Here is a 17,108-nt window from a genome sequence, read left to right as displayed (position 1 = left end):
TGGGAATTCACGTAGGCTTCACCGCCCGAAGCGCGGTCGAGCTCATCGATGAGCGAGGCCCATGGATGAAGGTCCAGGCGGGGGCTGCGTGATAGGCCAGACGGCGGGCGTCGTCCTCGTCGATGCGGGCATAGTCGAAGGTCCTGGCCATGCGCGAGGAGAGATAGGCGAGCGTCGAGCCCGGCCGATCGATGACGGCGATCGGGAAGGTGCGGGCGATCTTCTGCCAGTTCTGCCAGCGGTGAAAGCTCTTCAGGTTGTCGGCGCCCATGATCCAGACGAAGTGGATATCGCGGTTGCGGGCGCGCACCGTCTCCAGCGTGCGAGCGGTGTAGCTTTGGCCGAGCGCCTGTTCGAAGGCGGTCACCTTGATGCGCGGGTTGGGTGCGATCTTCTCGCTCATGGCGATGCGGTCTGCGAGCGGCGCCAGGTTGTTGTGGTCTTTCAGCGGATTGCCGGGCGTCACCATCCACCAGAGCTGGTCGAGCCCCAACCGCTGGATCGCCGTGTCGGCGACCAGCACATGGCCCTCGTGCGGCGGATTGAAGGATCCGCCGAAGAGGCCGACCACCATGCCGCTCTCGACATGGGGCATGCGCAGGTAGCGGGCGTTCACCTTGCCCGCGGTCACTTCAGGGCCTGACCTGTCCAGCACCACGCACCCGATACTTGAAGGAGGTCAGTTGCTCGACACCGACTGGTCCGCGCGCGTGCATCTTGCCCGTCGCGATGCCGATCTCGCCGCCCATGCCGAACTCACCGCCATCGGCAAACTGGGTCGAGGCGTTGTGCAGGAGGATCGCGGAATCGATCTCCGCAAAGAAACGCTCGACCACCGCAGCATCCTCGGCGATGACGGCCTCCGTATGGGCCGACGACCAGGTGGCGATGTGCTCGATGGCGCCCGAGATGCCGTCCACTAGCTTCACCGAGATGATGGCGTCGAGGTATTCCGTTGCCCAGTCTTCGTCGGTCGCGGCCTTCAGTCCGTCGACTGAGCCTGCGAGCTCATCCGACACACGCACTTCGCAGCCGGTCGCAAGTAGGGCGCTCAACAGTGGCTTGACCAGCCGCTCGGCGTCGTTGCGGTCGATCAGCAGCGTTTCGGCCGCGCCACAGATGCCGGTACGCCGCATCTTGGCGTTGACGACGATCTTTTCCGCCATGGCAAGGTCGGCCGAAGCGTCGACATAGATGTGGCAGAGACCTTCGAGATGAGCAAAGACCGGCACGCGCGCTTCATTCTGGACGCGGGCAACCAGGCTCTTGCCGCCACGCGGCACGATGACGTCGATCGTGCCTGCGAGACCCGAGAGCATGGCGCCGACCGCGGCGCGGTCGGCAACCGGCACTATCTGGATGGCATGCTCGGGCAGGCCGGCGGCCTTGAGGCCTTCGACGAGGCAGGCGTGGATGGCGCCTGAGGAATGGAAGCTGTCGGAGCCGCCGCGCAGGATCACGGCATTGCCGGCCTTGAGGCAGAGCGCGCCGGCGTCTGCCGTCACGTTGGGCCGGCTTTCATAGATCACGCCGATGACGCCGAGCGGGGTGCGCACGCGCTCGATATGCAGGCCGTTCGGCCGGTCCCATTCGGCAATCACGTCGCCGACCGGGTCCTTGATCTCGGCGATGGCGCGGATGCCGTTCGCCATGTCGCGGATGCGGCCTTCGGTGAGCGTCAGGCGGTCGATGAAGGCGCTGGCGACGCCGGTCTCGCGGGCATTTTCCAGGTCGATGGCATTGGCCGCCAGAATCTCGCCCATGCGCGCGACGATCGCGTCGGCCATGGCGATCAAGGCGGCATGCTTGCGCTCGGCGCCGGCGACGGCAAGCGGTCGGCTGGCGGCCTTGGCCCTGCGGCCGATTTCCAGCATGACGCTCTCGACGTCGTCCTTGTTCTTCACCTCGTCAAGCATGGACCTCATCCTTCCGGCTGCCCCCTTCTTGGGCGCGTTTTCCGGTCATCACCATATCGTCGCGATGCACCATGGCGGCGCGGCCGGCATAGCCGAGGATCGCGGCGATCTCGGCCGATTTCTTGCCGGCGATCTGGCGCGCTTCGTCGGCGTCGTAGCCGGCGAGACCGCGGGCGATCTCGCGGCCCGATGTGCCGAGAATAGCGATGGTATCGCCGCGGCTGAAGCTGCCGGTGACGTCGCGAACGCCGGCCGGCAGCAGGCTCTTGCCAGAGCGCAGCGCCTCTTCGGCGCCGGCGTCGACGCTGAGCGTTCCGGCGGGCAGCAATTGCCCGGCAATCCAGGTCTTGCGCGCGGTCACCGGTGAACCCGAGGGGGCAAACCAGGAGGAGCGGGCGCCTTCTTCGATTGCTGCAAGCGGATGGTTGGGCTTGCCGGAGGCGATGATCATGGCGCAGCCGGCGGTCGTCGCGATCTTGCCGGCATCGATCTTGGTGCGCATGCCGCCGCGCGAAAGCTCGGACGCGGCACCACCGGCCATGGCCTCGATTTCCGGCGTGATCTCGGCAATCGTTTCGAGGAAGCGGGCATTCGGGTCGAGATGCGGCGGGGCGGTATAGAGCCCGTCGATATCGGAGAGCAGCACCAGGAGGTCGGCGCCGACCATGGTGGCGACGCGGGCGGCGAGGCGATCATTGTCGCCATAGCGGATTTCGGTCGTTGCGACCGTGTCGTTCTCGTTGATGATCGGCACGGCACCGAGCTTCAGCAGCTGGTTGATGGTGGCGCGGGCATTGAGATAACGGCGGCGCTCCTCGGTGTCGCCGAGCGTCAGCAGGACCTGGCCAGCGACGATCGCATCGGTCGAGAGGCTCTCCGACCAGGCGCGCGCCAGCGCGATCTGGCCGACGGCGGCGGCCGCCTGGCTTTCTTCCAGTTTGAGCGCGCCCGCCGGCACGTTGAGCACCGTGCGGCCGAGCGCGATCGCGCCCGAGGAGACGACCAGCACTTCGACGCCCTTGGCCTTGAGATTGGCGATATCGGTGCACATCGCGTCGAGCCAGGCTTTCTTCAGCCCGGTGGCGCGGTCGACCAGCAATGCCGACCCGATCTTGATGACGACCCGGCGATACTTCAAAAGCGGCTTGCGGGTCTTGGTCATCTTAGAGGTTCTCCTCGCCGAAGCCTTCGCCGGCCTTGGCGGCGACGATGACGCTGCGCAGCGCCCTCAGCGCCTCGGTCATGCCCTTGCCGACTGCGGCGGAAAGCAGAAGGGGCTGTTCGCCACAGGCCTTTGCCAGCGCCTTGGCCTTCACCTTCAATTCGTCCTCGTCGAGCACGTCGATCTGCGACAGCGCGACGATCTGCGGCTTGTCCTCGAGGCCGCCGCCATAGGCTTCGAGCTCGTACTTCACCGTCTTATAGGCCTTGGCGACATCTTCTTCCTGGGCGGAAACCAGATGCAGCAGCACGCGGGTGCGCTCGACATGGCCGAGGAAGCGGTCGCCGATGCCCACACCCTCATGCGCGCCTTCGATCAGACCCGGGATATCGGCGATGATGAATTCGTTGCCGTCGATGGTCGCGACGCCGAGATTGGGATGGAGCGTCGTGAACGGGTAGTTGGCGATCTTCGGACGCGCACGGGTGCAGGCGGCGAGGAAGGTCGACTTGCCGGCATTCGGCAGGCCGACCAGACCGGCGTCGGCGATCAGCTTCAGCCGCAGCCAGAGGGTCTTCTCATCGCCTTCGAGGCCTGGATTGGCCCAGTTCGGCGCCTGGTTGGTGGACGACTTGAAGCGGGCGTTGCCGAAGCCGCCATTGCCGCCGGCGGCCAGCCGGTAGCGCTGGCCTTCGGCCACCATGTCGACGATCAGCGTCTCGTTGTCTTCCTCGAAGATCTGGGTGCCGACCGGCACCTTCAGCGTCACGTCGTCGCCGCCGGCGCCGGTGCGGTTGCGACCCATGCCGTGCTGGCCGGTCTTGGCCTTGAAGTGCTGCTGGTAGCGGAAGTCGATCAGGGTGTTGAGACCGTTGACGGCCTCCACCCAGACATCGCCGCCGCGGCCGCCATCGCCGCCGTCCGGTCCGCCGAACTCGATGAACTTCTCGCGCCGGAACGAGACGGCGCCTGCGCCGCCGTCGCCGGAGCGGATATAGACTTTCGTTTCGTCGAGAAATTTCATTGGGCTGCCATCTGTTCGGTGTAGGTGCGCGGTCTTAATTTGCCGCCATCGATATAGGCGGTTTATTCGGAGGTCAAAGAATATCGTGCGGTTCGTCAGCTACAACATCTAATACGGTATCGGTCTCGACGGCCGCTTCGACCCCGAACGCATCGCGGCCTCGGTCGGGGACGCCGACATCATTGCGTTGCAGGAAGTAACGCGCGGTTTTCATCGCAACGATCACGTCGATCTCGTCGCCCGCTTCGAAAAGTTGTTCCCGGGTCATTTCGCGGCCTTTCACGCGCCCTGCGATATCGACGTCGGCTCGACGATCGAAGATGGCCGCGCCGTCAGCCGCCGCTTCCAGTTCGGCAATCGGCAACATGATCCTGTCGCGCTGGCCGATCCTTGCGACGCGGCTGATCCCCCTGCCGCGCACCCGCACGATCAGCCCGATGAACCTGCAGCGCGGTGCGACCGAGGCGTTGATCGCGACGCCCGGCGGTCCGCTCCGGGTCTATTCCGTGCATCTCGATCATGTGCTTCCCGCCGAGCGCATCACCCAGATCCGCTACCTGAAGGACCGGTTGCTCGGCTATCCGCTCGAAGGTGGCGCGATCACCGGGGCGGTCGATTTCGGCCTTGCCGAGCCGCCGCATCCGGAGGACTTCGTCGTCATGGGCGATTTCAACATGGAGCCGGAGACGCCGGAATATAACACCATGGTGGGTGCGCGCGATGCCTACTATGGCCGTTCGCTGCGGCTTGAGAATCCGGTTGACGTGCTTGCCCATCTCGGTCGACTGACGCCGGAAAGCTATAGCTGGCTTCATCCCGAAAACCCCGAAAAACGCATGCACCTCGACTATTGTTTCTTAAGCGCCGGCCTCGTTCCGCGGTTGACGGACGCCTGGACGGAATATGACGCCAAGGGCTCCGATCACCTGCCAGTCGGCTTCACGCTTTCATGAAAAATCCCCCGCAAAGGCGAGCTTCGCGGGGGATGTCGTTCAATGCGGTCGGTGCAGATCGGCAGCGGTCAGCCGGGTTTCGATATGCGCGACCATGGCGTTGCGGGCGAGCGCATAGACCTGGGTGCAGCCGGTGATCTGAAAGCCGATCTTTTCCTGCACCTTCAGCGAGCCCGGATTGTCGGCAAAGACGCCGGAATGCAGCATCGTTTCCGGCATGCGGCGGAAGAAGCGCTCGACCGCGGCATAGACCGCCTCGGAGGCAATACCCTTGCCCCAGTAGAAGCGGTTCAGCCAGTAGCCGACATGCCATTGGCCGTGCCTGAGCTCGATGCCGACACAGCCGATATGCACGTCGTCGCCAGTGGTGACGGCGAATGTCCAGTCGGGCGTGAGGCCTGAGGTCTGCGCCGTCAGCCAGTCGAGCGCGTCCTGCAGGTCGTAGGGTGCCGGAACGCGCGCAAGCATGCGCGCCACCTGGAAATCGCCGAGCGACTGGGCGATCGCCTCGGCGTCATTTCGCCGATGCGGGCGCAGCACAAGACGCTTCGTCTCGATGACCGGGCAGGGCCCGGGACCGGGGCGGGCGATGACCCGCTGGCGTTCGGAAACGAGCGCGTTCATCGCATGCCTCCCCAGCTTCTCAAGGACACCCATGTCTTGCGGTCGAGCCGGTACCATTCGACGGCGATCGAGCCGCCGAGCGCCAGGCTGCCGACCATGCCGCTTCCCTGGAACTGGAAGCCGCACTTCTGGATGACCCGGCGGGATGCCAAGTTCATGACCCGGCAGCGCGCATCGATCTGGTCGATGTCGCGGGTGCGGAAGGCCATGTCGGTCAGGACCTGGGCCGCCTCGGTGGCATATCCCTGGTTCCAGTAAGGTTCGCCCAGCCAATAGCCGAGTTCCGCCGTCTTGCCGTCGGGATGCGGTTCGATACCGCAGCAACCGAGAAATGCGCCATTGTCCGCCTTGGTAATCGCGTAGACGCACTTGCCAATCGTGCCGGCTTTCGCGCGTCGCACGAAGTCGGCGGCATCGGCCGTCGTATACGGGTGCGGCATGCGCGAGACCATGGTCGCGACATTGGCATTGTTGGCAAGATGGGCAAGGGCGTCGATATCGTCTTCATGGGGGGCGCGCAGAACGAGCCGGGGTGACAACAATATCGGGCAATCGGTCCTTGACCGTTGGGGCCGCAGCCTCTGCTCGGGAGACCGGGATTGGTCTTCCCTCAACAATTCGGTTTGCATGGTTTCCTCCAGAAACGAAAAAGGGGAGTTGGGTATTGCCCCATCTCCCCTTTGAAGTCTGGCTTGGAACCATCAGGTGCGTCAGCCGGGTCGATGAGACGCCGGCTGTTTTAGAGCGCTACCGGCTTATTCCGCTGCTTCGGCTTTCGGCATTACAGACACGTACACGCGGCCATTGGCCTTCGTACGGAAGTCCACGTTGCCGGCCGTAAGTGCAAAAATCGTGTGGTCCTTACCGAGGCCGACATTGGCGCCCGGATGCCACTTCGTGCCGCGCTGGCGCACGATGATGTTGCCTGCAACGACGTTTTCGCCGCCGAACTTCTTCACGCCAAGGCGCTTGGACTCAGAATCGCGACCGTTACGCGACGAACCGCCAGCTTTTTTGTGTGCCATTGGTGTTCTCCTTTAAACCTTAGATCCCTGAACTCAGTTTGCAGCGGCTTCAGCGGCGGCTTCGGTCTTCTTCGAAGCCTTCTTCGCCTTGCCACCGGCAGCAGCGATGTCCAGGATGCGGACGGTCGTCTGGTGCTGGCGGTGACCGCGCGAGCGCTTGGAGTTCTGGCGGCGACGCTTCTTGAAGGCGATAACCTTCTTGGCGCGGCCCTGTTCCACAACTTCAGCGCTGACAACGGCGCCTTCGACAAACGGAGCACCGATGGTTGCATCGGCGCCAACGCCGACCATCAGGATCTCGGTGAATTCGATCTTGTCGCCTGCAACGCCTTCCAGCTTTTCGATGGTGAGGACGTCGTTGGCGGCCACGCGGTACTGCTTACCGCCGGTCTTGATGACTGCGAACATTTTTTATCCTTTCATGTTCGATCCGGCTCTCTGCCCGAGGACAAGGCCGTCTTTTTGTCAGTCGACAGTTGAGTGGAATGCCCAAAAGGATATCCACCGGTGAAAGGGCGCAAATCACACCCGATGCGGAATGGCCAGGCCACACCACTTCATTGCGCGGATTACAAGGAATCGCGCGTGTGTGTCAAGGCGAAAGCAACAGAGCCGTTACATATTCTTCAAACAGGCACTTGCCAGCACCCGAATCTGCCGCTATGAACCCGACCGCGCTAACCAAGCGCCGACCAGCAAAGCGGAGAGGTGGCTGAGTGGTCGAAAGCACCGCACTCGAAATGCGGCGTACGGGCAACCGTACCGTGGGTTCGAATCCCACCCTCTCCGCCATATTTTCTTCGACTCAATCGTCGCAATCATGCCGCAGTTCGTCAAACGGCCAGAGATGGCGGCGCGAATCTCGTAGTTCCGTCAAAGGCCCGTTGCACGACGTGACCTGCTCCGGCAGGGCCTGCGTCAGGCGACTTTCAGAGCTACCGATATTTCCGACAAGGTAGCTTTCTCCGCGTCGCTCACCGCAACGCCGCCAAAGCCCATGAAGCCACCTTCCTTGGCGGCCTCTGCCACCCGTTGGCTGATCTGGTACAGCCATGCGGCGAATGCCCCGGCGTCGCCGGGCGCCTTGGTCTCGACGGTGGTTCGGGCCTGCCGCAGCGTTTCAATGCAACGAGTCTTCATTTCTTGGGGCTTGGTACCTTTGAGTTTTGCCTGCAGGCCGTCGCGGGCGGCGGTCCGTCCTTCCGAGGTTTCGAAGTCGGCGACAAGCGCTTTGACAAGAGGATTTGCGGCATCCGATTTTGCCTGCAGAAGCGCGCTGCTATTGGCGATGCCCTCCTTCAGCATACCCCAGAGGCCGCTCGGCTCTGCCGCCGTCACGGCAATGCCGGCCATCATTACGCTCTCCAAGAGCAGCGTCCATTCGTCCGAGGTGAATGTCGATTTGTCGGCCATGGCTGATCCTCCTTCGTTCGATTTTGTTGATGACAATTGCCGCCGGTCCGCGCAGCGCGCAAAAGGCCGGCTCTCTCTCTCTCTCTCTCTCTCTCTCTCTCTCTCTCTCTCTCGCGCGCGCGCCGATCTGTCAGGCCGACAGGCCGGCGGCTTGGCCTTCAATGCGTCGATCGTCGGCTTCAGGATGTCCGAAACGCCGGGGATGGCCAGCACTTTGTCGAACGGCCCGTCGAGCGTCGGCATCATCGGCCCGACCAGTGCCGAAAGGGCTGCCTTTTGCTCGGTAGACAGCTGCCCGGCCGTGCTGCTTACCTTGTCGAACCCGCCTGAGATCTCCTCCAGGCCATTGGCTTTTCCTCCACGTTGATGTCGTCGGACATCGACAGCACTCATGGAGCGGTCGCCCGACGGCGCGGCAATTGGCTGCAAACAATTCGCGTTTATCTGATTATCGTCTGCGAGACCGGTTCGTCTGGAACCCTCGGCGCGAAAATATTAGCACTTGTGGGTGTATTTGCCCAGTTCACGGCAACTTACGGAAACGGCGGCGCTCGGGGCAAGCAACACGCGCCACGGTGCGCCCGCATTTTGACCGACCCATGGCCTGTCGCCAAAAAGGGAGCGAGGCGGGCGGACGTTCTCCAGCTCGTAGGCCGGATTTCCCGGTCGGAGCGGCAGCGTCGGTGACTGTGCTCACTGTCTGATCCCCGGCCCCAAAAAAGCGGCCAGGGGATCCCGTCAGTCGTACCTTACTTCTTTGGCGATTTCTCCGCAGGTGCCGGGGCCTGCAGGTCGCCGAGCAGCGAGGAAATGGCGTTCTCGCCGTTGAAGCCGGCTTCCTTCAGCAGTTGGTCGAGGACCGGTTTGTTGGCCTGGTAGGCGAGCAGCTGGCCCGCAAGGCCGTCGCCGAGGCCGATGCCGTTCTTGGCGCCTTCGCCGCCTGCACCGCGGCCGAGCATGCCGCCGGTGTCGAAGATGCGGATATCCGAGATCTTCTCGATCGGCTTGACCGCTTCAGCCAGCGCTTCCGGAATGATGCGGATGCGTTCGCGCAGGATCTCGAACTCGATGATGGCGGAGCTCAGCTTGTTGCGGGCTTCGTTGAGCAGGGCCTCGCTTTCGGCCGCCGCCTTGCCGGTTTCGAGAACGCCCTTTGCCTTGATGATGGCCGCTTCGGCTTCGGCGGTCGCGAGGGTCTTGATCGCGTCCGCCTGATCGAGGGCCGCCTGCTTTTCGGCTTCGGCGCCAACGGTCACAGCCGTTGCTTCGGTTTCGGCGTTCTTGCGGGCGTCGATGACGGCGATCTGGCGTTCGCGTTCGGCGATTTCCACGGCCTTTGCGGTTTCAACCTTTTCTTCTGCGGCAATCGCCAGGGCTCGGGCGTTTTCGGCCTTGGCCTTGGCTTCCGATTCCTCGCGGCTCTTGTTGGCGACGGCGATGGCGCTTTCCTGAGAGACTATCTGCAGGTCGCGCTTGGCTTCTGTGTCGCGCTGCTGGACAGACCGGGTCGCGTCGATGTTGGCGCTTTCACGAACCTGCTTGGCGGTCGCCTCGCGCTCGGCAATCGCCTGTTCGGTGGCAATGCGGGCTTCTTCTTCCGCGCGCTTGGCGGCCTGCTCCTGCTGCGCGGTTTCGGCCCGGGTGGCGGCCGACTTGTTGGCGATGTCGCGCTCCTGGTTCAGTTCCGCCTCGCGCTTGGTGCGCTCGATCGCCAGCGACTGCTGGCGCGCTTCCAGGTCCTTCTGGGCGATGGCGACTTCCGTGTCGCGGACGATCTCGTTGCGCTCCTTCTTGCGGCCCTCGGTGATGCGGGTCAGCGCCGCAAGGCCATGGGCGTCGAAGAAGTTGTTGGCGTTGAAATGCTTGATATCCGTCTGGTCGAGGCGGGTCAGCGAAACGGATTCGAGCTCGAGACCGTTCGACTGCAGGTCGGCGCCGACCGCCTCCTGCACCGCCTTGACGAAATCCATGCGCTGCTCCTGCAGCGCGTCGAGGCTCATGGTGGCGGCAACCGAGCGCAGGCCGTCGACGAACTTCGCCTCGATCAGCACGCGCAGTTGCTCCGCGTCATTGGTGCGGTCGCCGAGCGTCTGGGCCGCAAGCGCGATCGAGGAGGCATCGGGTTTCACGCGGACATAGAATTCCGCGCCGATATCGACGCGCATGCGGTCCTTGGTGATCAGCGCGTCGCCTTCGCCGCGGCGAACCTCGAGGCGGAGAGTCTTCAGGTTGACGCGGGCGATCGAGTGAAAGATCGGCAGCACAATGGAGCCGCCGTCGAGGACCACCTTCTGGCCGCCAAGGCCGGTGCGCACATAGGCCTCGTCGCGGCTCGAGCGGGTATAGAGCGATGCAAGTACAAAACCGATGCCGAGGATCAGGACAATGCCGATGCCGGCCGGCACCAAGAGGTCGTAAAACATGGTTGCTCCGATGGGAAGGATTAAGGGTTTGGCGGCGTCAGCAGGTCCGACGGCGCGGATATCGCAATAAAAATGTCTGATGCGCGATCAACGATCAGTACCTGTGCGCCGATGGCGATCGGTTGCTCGTTGCGGGCGGCCCGTGCGCGCAGTACGTGCCAGTTGCCGTGGCGATCCTTGAGGCGGATGCGTCCCGGCAGGCCCTGGTCCAGCGGACCGACGGTGACCTCGCCGCTGCGGCCGACGAAATCGCCGAGGTCGACGACATAGCTTTCGTCACGCGGGACGATCTTCGCCACCCACCGGCTCGACGCGCGAACTGCGGGTAGCGAGAAGGCGAGCGCCGGCAGGGCCGCGGCAAGCGTCGGCAGCGGCGCCCACAGGGCTCCTGCCACCGCCTGAATGACAAACCCGGTCATGGCGAAGAGGCCGAGGAAAAGCATCAGCAGAACAAGCAGCGGCACGCCGCCGACATTTAACCAGGACATCAGTCCGCCCAGCGCGTTGTGGTTGTCCAGCCAGGCCTTGTCGATCGCCTCGCCCAGCGAAAAGCCGAGCAGCAGGCAGAGGATCTCGATGCCGGTGAAGGCGGCCAGCATCACCGCCGCAATCGCGAATGGCAGGGATTCCGGGGCGAGGAAGAACAGCATGGGCGTTAGTGCTGCTTTGCCTTGAACTCGGCCAGCCTTGCCTCGATCGCCCTGTCGCGATGCAGGCGGTCGAGTTCGTCCAGTTCTACACTGTCGCTGTGATTTCCGCCCGGAACCCCGGTGGCGCGGGAGACGGCGGCGGCGGCACGGGCTGCACCATCAACGGGGCTGGCCTTTGCCAGGCCTGAAGCCTTGCTCTCGGGGAACTGGGCGATGCTGCGCTTGAGATCGGCGAGCCGCGCTTCGGCTTCGCGGCGGGTGGCGAGGACCGCCTGCAGCGCTTGCTGGCCCTCTTCGAGATCGGTGCGGGCGCCGGCCAGCGCCTTGTCCAGAGCGGCAAGCTGCGATTCCAGATCGATCTGGCGTGCGACGCCGGCTTTGGCGAGGTCCTCTCGGGCGGCGGAGATCGCGGTCCGGATCTTTTCCTCCAGTTTCGTGAGATCGTCGCCGATTTCGTCGCGGCGGCTGAGGATGCGGTATTCCTCGGCACGCGCCTGTCCGATATCGACCCGGGCCTCCTCGGCGGCGGCGTCGATTTCGCGGAGCGCCTGTTCGACGATCACGATCTTGTTGCTGCCTTCCGCCCTGTCGACGGCGGCATTGGCGAGACCGGCGATCAAGCGGCCCATGCGCGATAGGATGCCTTCATTCGTCATCATTTTCTTCTCCGTTCGGTCGGAATGCGTGGTGACGCCGATGTGGATCTGATAGCCGCCGTCTTGTGCAGCGAGCTGGGCGGCGAAGATATTCAAGGTGCCGGGCGAATAGCCGGCGACGTCGTAGGGGATGGCAACGCGACCGCGCACGGTGGCGACGGTCAGATCCGACGGTCCCTTGATTGCAAAAAGCTTGTCGTCCAGCGGCAGCCTTTCGCCGTTGGCCACCTGTCCCCGGTTCGCCGCGAAGTCACGCAGTCCGAGCGTGACCATCCGCGCCGGAAGCCCCGTGCGCTCGCGGACCGCTTCGTAGGCAAGCTCGTGCAGTGTTACGAGGTTGGCCCCCGCCTTTTCTCCGGCGAGTTCATCGAGCATTGCGAGCATATTGGCGTAGGCGACGAAAGTTTCCTCCAGCGCGTGTCTGGCCTCCTCGTCAGGCGCGAGGTCGTAGCACAAGATCGACGTGTGGTTGCTCTGAGCCATAATCAATTACATAAAGCACCGCTTTTGTGCTTTCAAGGATCGGCTCAGTTTTAGGTTGCAATTTTCTTACATTGAACGCGGCCACGACCGCCGCGCTCGAAAAGCGGGTCGGGACCGGCGGAGGTGCGAAATCGCCCGGCGGACTCAATCCACCGCGTTGTTGCGGAGCCAGGTTTCCAGCGCGGCGATGACCGACAGTCGCAGGCTTGCGCCCTTGGACAAAGCGCGGGTGAGAGACATGTCGTCGCCTGCAAAACCCATCTCGGCCATGATGTCGTTCGCGCGCATACGACGGCGGTTCATGATGGTGCGGATTTCGGCGATCGTTTCAGGAAGCAGATAGCGACCGCTGGCAATCGCGGCGGCTTGGTGCGCGACGAGCGGCGGATCGATTTCAGTTTGTGTGGAGGCCATTTCCACGGCGCCATTGCTTCTTAGCCATTTCAGGAAAGTCTCACGCTCGGCGGGGCTTGCCTTGGTCCAGGAATTCTTGAGTTTGTCGAGGCGGGTGCGCTCGTCCTTGAGCCCTGCCGCAACAAGCGCCTTGCGCAGAGACGGAATGCGGCCGGCCATGAGATCGGCGTGGATATCGGGAAAATCGAGCTTCAGGCGCTGCACGTCAGCGGTTTCGTCGCTCTTGGTTTTCTTCGACATGCTCATTCCCGCGCCGTTCGTCCGCGCCATGCTCTAGCGTGCCCGCGCGCCCGGCGCGAGCGAAATAGGTCGCTATCCTCTATCCTTTGTCGGTCGATCCCGTTAGGGAGCACATGGAGAATAACGCGAGGCTGCATGCTGTGCCCTTCGCCGGACGTCATGCATCCAGCTTTACGCAAGTCCCTTCGCCTATCGTCACCGCAATGGCCGGGATGTGACACGGCGAATGAAGGACAAATGATATGTCAAACGATATCGAGCATTACCGCGACCCATCCGATTCGATGGTTGCCCTCTATCTCGCGAACAATGACGGCGACGAACTGACCGATGTCCTGGTCGCCGCGCTTGAAGATGCCTTCCGCATCCTCCGCGACGAGATTTCCGGCGAAACGATGCATTGAGCGGAGCGTGTCTCCTCCACGAAGTATTCTTGGAACGTAATCCAGCATCGGTTGCGAATCGAATCATGGATATCCTATTCTGGCCGGGTTCCAATCGGCGACGCGTCGGATTTCGGGAGAGTTCGCGGCCGCTTATCGCCAGCGCTAGGGGAGGCGTATGAGCATGACATTTTCTATCTGGCATATGGTCATGGCGCTGCTGATCATCGGCGTACCCGTCTGGCTGATCCTTCGGGCCTTGAAGCGCTCACGCTAAAGCGCGCCGCGATCAATTCTGCTTCATCGCATATCGCTGTCGCAAAATCGGCGCGCACTTCACTCGGCATGCTTGGCGCATCAAGGCGCGAGCGATCGGCCGTAGAGAACAGGGCGTTGCGGGGTCCGATTTCGACGGGATTCGTGCCCGCTCGATGTCCTTATCGACAGCGACTGCTGAACCGGCCCGTTTACAGGCCGGTGTTTCATTCGATGACCATCGGGCGACGCTCAATTTTCCTGAAGCAGCGCCTCGGCCGAAAGGGCTGAGGCCAGTACGGTCGCATCGGTTCCGTTTCGCCCAACCAGCATCAGTCCGGCCGGCCGCACGAGACCCGGCATCGGCAGGGTGATGGCGTTGAGATCGAACTGGTTGGCAACCTGGCAATTGCGTAGGAGCAGTCCCTCGACGCGGTTGTATTCCGCCACGTCCGTTTCGACGCTGGCGATCGGCACGGCGGCGATCGGTGTCGTCGGCAGTGCGATGAGATCGAAGGGCGAAAGCCGCTCGTCCATGGCGGCGGCGAGTGCGCGCCGAGTTTCCAACAGGGCCGAGATGGCTGCATCCGGTACGGTGAGGCGGCGGCGAAGCGGGAGCTTGACCCTGTCATCGACGGGAGCACCATCGTCATTTAGCCAGCCGGCATGGATGCGGCTTGCTTCCAGGCCGGCGATCGAGCCGATTCGCGTTGCTTCGGCAAGCCGCTCAATCAAGTCATCGAGTGTACAGTCGACGATCTCGGCGCCCGCCTTGGCCAGCCGGTCGAGGCTTGCGGCAAAGGCATTGGCGATTTCGGGCGAGAGCTCTTCGAGCAGCCTTCCCCGGGGAATACCGATGCGAAGTCCTGCAATCGGGCGGGCGACAGGCGGTATCGGTTGCTCACCGGCCATCACGGCGTCTGTTATCGCGCAATCGGCAACGGTTCGGGCGAGCGGCCCGAGCGAATCGAGGCTCGGCGACAGCGGAAAGGAACCATCGAGCGGAACGCGGCTGGCCGTCGGTTTGAAGCCGACGATGCCGTTGAGCGCTGCGGGGATTCGTATCGAGCCGCCGGTGTCGGAACCGATGGCGATGTCGCAGGTGCCTTCGGCCGCCGAAACCCCGGCACCGGAAGACGAGCCGCCGGGGATGAGCCGCTGGTCGGTGGCGTTTCCGGGCACCGGATAGTGCGGGTTGAGGCCGACCGCGGTGAAGGCGAACTCGGTCATGTGGGTCTTGCCGATGATGACGGCACCCGCGGCACGCAGCCGCTGGACAACGAGCGCGTCTCTTTGGGCCGGTGCCGCATCGCGACGGATGATGGAACCGGCAAGCGTCTGTTCGCCCGCAACGTCGAAGAGATCCTTGATCGAAACGATCTTGCCGTCGAGCGCACCAAGGCTCGTGCCGCCTTGCCGCCGGCGGTCGGCGGCATCGGCTTCCGCGCGGGCACGTTCCGCATAGAGGCGCACGAAGGCTTTTTCTTCGTGCTGGCGATCGTTGAGCCGGCTCAGGATCTGTTCCAGGCGATCGCGGGCGGGCGTGTTGGCAAAGTGAGACACGATGATGACCTGTCGGTTTCGGTGTCGCCGCGCGGCGGCATGAGGCGGGATCATTGCCCGGATTCGCGAAAGCTGCCGAGCTATCTACTTTGATAGCAGCATTGGCAGCGAAAGCCATTGCTCCGATGCAGAGCGAAGTGCCCCTACCTTCACTGAACTGTCGCCAAACCGTTCAAATAGTTTCATGCCGTTGTTACGCCGCTGACATCGGCATGACCAAAGGTCCGGTACGCGCGGTCGCGCTGCCGAATCGGAGGTCTGTTTGGCCGATATCCTCAAGACGCTTTCCCGGCGTTCTTTTCTGCTTTCCGCCGGTGCCGCGGGCTTCGTGGCCTCGTCCGGTCTTGCGACACCCTTCTATGCGAGAGGCTACGGCCGGCCGGAGTTCATACATGGCGTGCAATCGGGCGATGTCGATACGTCCTCCGGCATGATCTGGACGCGGGTGGATCGACCGTCGAAGGTGTCGGTCGAGTATTCGACCACCGAGAGCTTCTCCAATCCGGTTCGCCTTGCCGATCTCACAGCGACGCCGCAGACGGATTGTGCGATCAAGTGTTCGCTCGACGGATTGCTGCCGGACCAGGACATCTTCTACCGGTTCACCGCCACCGATCTTTATGATGTCAACCGGGTCTCCGAACCGGTCACCGGCCGGTTTCGCACAGCACCCTTGCGCAAGCGCTCGGTCCGCTTCGTCTGGTCCGGCGATACCGCCGGCCAGGGCTGGGGAATCGATGATGTCGGCATGAAGACCTATTCGACCATGCGGCTGCATGAGCCGGATTTTTTCATCCATTCCGGCGATACGATCTATGCCGACAATCCTATTCCTGACGAGATCCAGCTGCGCGACGGCGGCGTCTGGAAGAACCGGGTGGTGACCCATGAAAAGCGTGACGTGGCGCGAACGCTCGAGGAATATCGCGGGCAATGGAAATACAATCTGCTCGACGATCATGTGCGGCAGCTGAATGCCGTCTGTCCCACCTTTTATCAATGGGACGATCATGAGGTCTTGAACAACTGGTCGGCTTCGACCGACCTTCGCGACGATGCCCGCTATCCGGAAAAGGACGTCGCCGTCTACGCGGAACGGGCAGCCCGCGCGTTCCACGAGATGACGCCGATACGCAACGTCGCGACGCAGCCCGGCCGCATCTTCCGCAAGGTCGGCTATGGGCCGCTGCTAGATGTGTTCTTCGTCGACCTGCGCTCCTATCGCGGCGCCAACCAGGGCGAAGACGGCGGCGGCGCGCTGTTCGGCTGGCGGCAGGCGGATTGGCTGAAGCGCGAGCTTGCCGCTTCGCGCGCGGTCTGGAAGGTGATTGCCTGCGACATGCCGATCGGGCTCGTCGTCTGGGACGACTACACGAATAAGCGCGGCTCCGACGCCATCGCCAATGGCGACAACGGCCTACCTTCGGGGCGCGAGCCGGAGTTTGCCGATCTCCTGCGCTTCATCCGCGACAACAGCATCGACAACCTCGTCTGGCTGACGGCGGACGTACATTATACAGCCGCGCATCACTACGATCCCACGCGTGCCGCCTTCAAGGAATTCACGCCTTTCTGGGAGTTCGTGTCGGGGCCGCTTCATTCCGGCACCTATGGGCCGAAGGAACTCGACATGACCTTCGGGCCGGAGGTCCGCTTCATCAAGGCGTCGGGCGGCGGCATCGACAGCAACCTGCCGCCATCGGCGGGCTTACAGTTCTTCGGCATCGTCGATATCAATGGTCAGACGCAGCAGATGACCGTGCGGCTGATGGACCGGCAGGACCAGGAACTGTGGCGCGTGACGCTCGATCCGGCCGCGATTGCATGACGAATCTGGTCGCGGCTAACAGCTTTCCAAACCCCTCACGCGAGACCCCTGGCGGTTGCAAACCCATGGCCTACCGGCATTTGACCGCGGCACTGA

At 63.2% G+C, this 17,108-nt stretch carries 16 protein-coding genes, 1 tRNA gene and 1 pseudogene; 4 read left to right on the top strand and 14 right to left on the bottom strand.

Annotated elements, in window-relative coordinates; genetic code table 11:
• Positions 1-7: 7 nt before the first annotated feature.
• The 4 genes from AC3WWH_RS11220 to obgE are packed head-to-tail and all read right to left on the bottom strand — an operon-like array spanning position 8 to position 4,102.
• Positions 8-616, bottom strand: coding sequence for a nicotinate-nucleotide adenylyltransferase (locus tag AC3WWH_RS11220; RefSeq protein ID WP_082616199.1), 609 nt, complete (start codon positions 614-616; stop codon positions 8-10).
• A 16-nt stretch (positions 617-632) separates the two neighbouring features.
• On the bottom strand, positions 633-1,916 hold the full coding sequence (locus tag AC3WWH_RS11215) for a glutamate-5-semialdehyde dehydrogenase (protein ID WP_058321708.1): 1,284 nt from the start codon (positions 1,914-1,916) through the stop codon (positions 633-635).
• Complete coding sequence (proB, locus tag AC3WWH_RS11210; protein WP_058321709.1) at positions 1,909-3,078, bottom strand: glutamate 5-kinase; 1,170 nt, start codon at positions 3,076-3,078, stop codon at positions 1,909-1,911. The genes AC3WWH_RS11215 and proB overlap by 8 nt, the downstream gene beginning before the upstream one ends.
• Before the next feature lies 1 nt (position 3,079).
• Entirely contained in the window at positions 3,080-4,102 is a 1,023-nt protein-coding gene (gene obgE, locus AC3WWH_RS11205; RefSeq protein WP_057254966.1) for a GTPase ObgE, read from the bottom strand.
• Positions 4,103-4,220: 118 nt separating this feature from the next.
• On the opposite strand from obgE, the pseudogene AC3WWH_RS11200 reads away from it, so the two are divergent.
• A pseudogene (locus AC3WWH_RS11200) lies at positions 4,221-5,055 on the top strand (endonuclease/exonuclease/phosphatase family protein).
• A 39-nt stretch (positions 5,056-5,094) separates the two neighbouring features.
• On the opposite strand, the gene AC3WWH_RS11195 reads toward AC3WWH_RS11200, so the two are convergent.
• The 4 genes from AC3WWH_RS11195 to rplU all read right to left on the bottom strand — a co-directional run bounded on the left by AC3WWH_RS11195 (position 5,095) and on the right by rplU (position 7,112).
• A complete protein-coding gene (locus tag AC3WWH_RS11195) occupies positions 5,095-5,679 on the bottom strand; it encodes a GNAT family N-acetyltransferase (protein ID WP_058321710.1) in 585 nt (194 codons plus the stop codon).
• Entirely contained in the window at positions 5,676-6,308 is a 633-nt protein-coding gene (locus AC3WWH_RS11190; RefSeq protein ID WP_034802649.1) for a GNAT family N-acetyltransferase, read from the bottom strand. Before AC3WWH_RS11190 ends, AC3WWH_RS11195 begins: the two co-directional genes overlap by 4 nt.
• Before the next feature lie 126 nt (positions 6,309-6,434).
• The gene (gene rpmA / locus AC3WWH_RS11185) at positions 6,435-6,704 is read right to left on the bottom strand and encodes a 50S ribosomal protein L27 (RefSeq protein WP_037470908.1); all 270 of its coding nucleotides are present in this window, start codon (positions 6,702-6,704) and stop codon (positions 6,435-6,437) included.
• 33 nt (positions 6,705-6,737) lie between these two features.
• Complete coding sequence (gene rplU / locus AC3WWH_RS11180) at positions 6,738-7,112, bottom strand: 50S ribosomal protein L21 (protein ID WP_057254969.1); 375 nt, start codon at positions 7,110-7,112, stop codon at positions 6,738-6,740.
• 294 nt (positions 7,113-7,406) lie between these two features.
• On the opposite strand from rplU, the gene AC3WWH_RS11175 reads away from it, so the two are divergent.
• Positions 7,407-7,496 (top strand) — tRNA-Ser (locus AC3WWH_RS11175).
• 126 nt (positions 7,497-7,622) lie between these two features.
• Here the strand turns inward: AC3WWH_RS11175 and AC3WWH_RS11170 are convergent.
• The 5 genes from AC3WWH_RS11170 to AC3WWH_RS11150 form a co-directional block, all read right to left on the bottom strand.
• Positions 7,623-8,510, bottom strand: coding sequence for a hypothetical protein (locus tag AC3WWH_RS11170; protein WP_492376983.1), 888 nt, complete (start codon positions 8,508-8,510; stop codon positions 7,623-7,625).
• Between the two features lie 356 nt (positions 8,511-8,866).
• Complete coding sequence (locus tag AC3WWH_RS11165; RefSeq protein ID WP_063891455.1) at positions 8,867-10,540, bottom strand: flotillin family protein; 1,674 nt, start codon at positions 10,538-10,540, stop codon at positions 8,867-8,869.
• Positions 10,541-10,560: 20 nt separating this feature from the next.
• Positions 10,561-11,190 (bottom strand): OB-fold-containig protein, encoded by a 630-nt coding sequence (locus AC3WWH_RS11160; protein ID WP_058321712.1) that lies wholly within the window; start codon positions 11,188-11,190, stop codon positions 10,561-10,563.
• Positions 11,191-11,195: 5 nt separating this feature from the next.
• A complete protein-coding gene (locus AC3WWH_RS11155) occupies positions 11,196-12,329 on the bottom strand; it encodes a PspA/IM30 family protein (RefSeq protein WP_113398396.1) in 1,134 nt (377 codons plus the stop codon).
• A 144-nt stretch (positions 12,330-12,473) separates the two neighbouring features.
• Positions 12,474-12,983, bottom strand: coding sequence for a hypothetical protein (locus tag AC3WWH_RS11150; RefSeq protein ID WP_058321799.1), 510 nt, complete (start codon positions 12,981-12,983; stop codon positions 12,474-12,476).
• Between the two features lie 242 nt (positions 12,984-13,225).
• On the opposite strand from AC3WWH_RS11150, the gene AC3WWH_RS11145 reads away from it, so the two are divergent.
• On the top strand, positions 13,226-13,387 hold the full coding sequence (locus AC3WWH_RS11145) for a hypothetical protein (RefSeq protein WP_192495158.1): 162 nt from the start codon (positions 13,226-13,228) through the stop codon (positions 13,385-13,387).
• 486 nt (positions 13,388-13,873) lie between these two features.
• On the opposite strand, the gene AC3WWH_RS11140 is transcribed toward AC3WWH_RS11145, so the two are convergent.
• Positions 13,874-15,184: an amidase gene (locus AC3WWH_RS11140; protein WP_058321800.1), complete on the bottom strand. Its 1,311-nt coding sequence runs from the start codon at positions 15,182-15,184 to the stop codon at positions 13,874-13,876.
• Between the two features lie 262 nt (positions 15,185-15,446).
• Between AC3WWH_RS11140 and AC3WWH_RS11135 the strand changes: the two genes are divergently transcribed.
• A complete protein-coding gene (locus AC3WWH_RS11135) occupies positions 15,447-17,012 on the top strand; it encodes an alkaline phosphatase D family protein (protein WP_058321713.1) in 1,566 nt (521 codons plus the stop codon).
• Positions 17,013-17,108 lie beyond the last annotated feature (96 nt).

The sequence above is a fragment of the Ensifer sp. EB106-03-01-XG145 genome, assembly GCF_058792075.1.
Note: the sequence above shows the minus strand (reverse complement) of the source record. Positions and strands in the feature narration are given on the sequence as shown.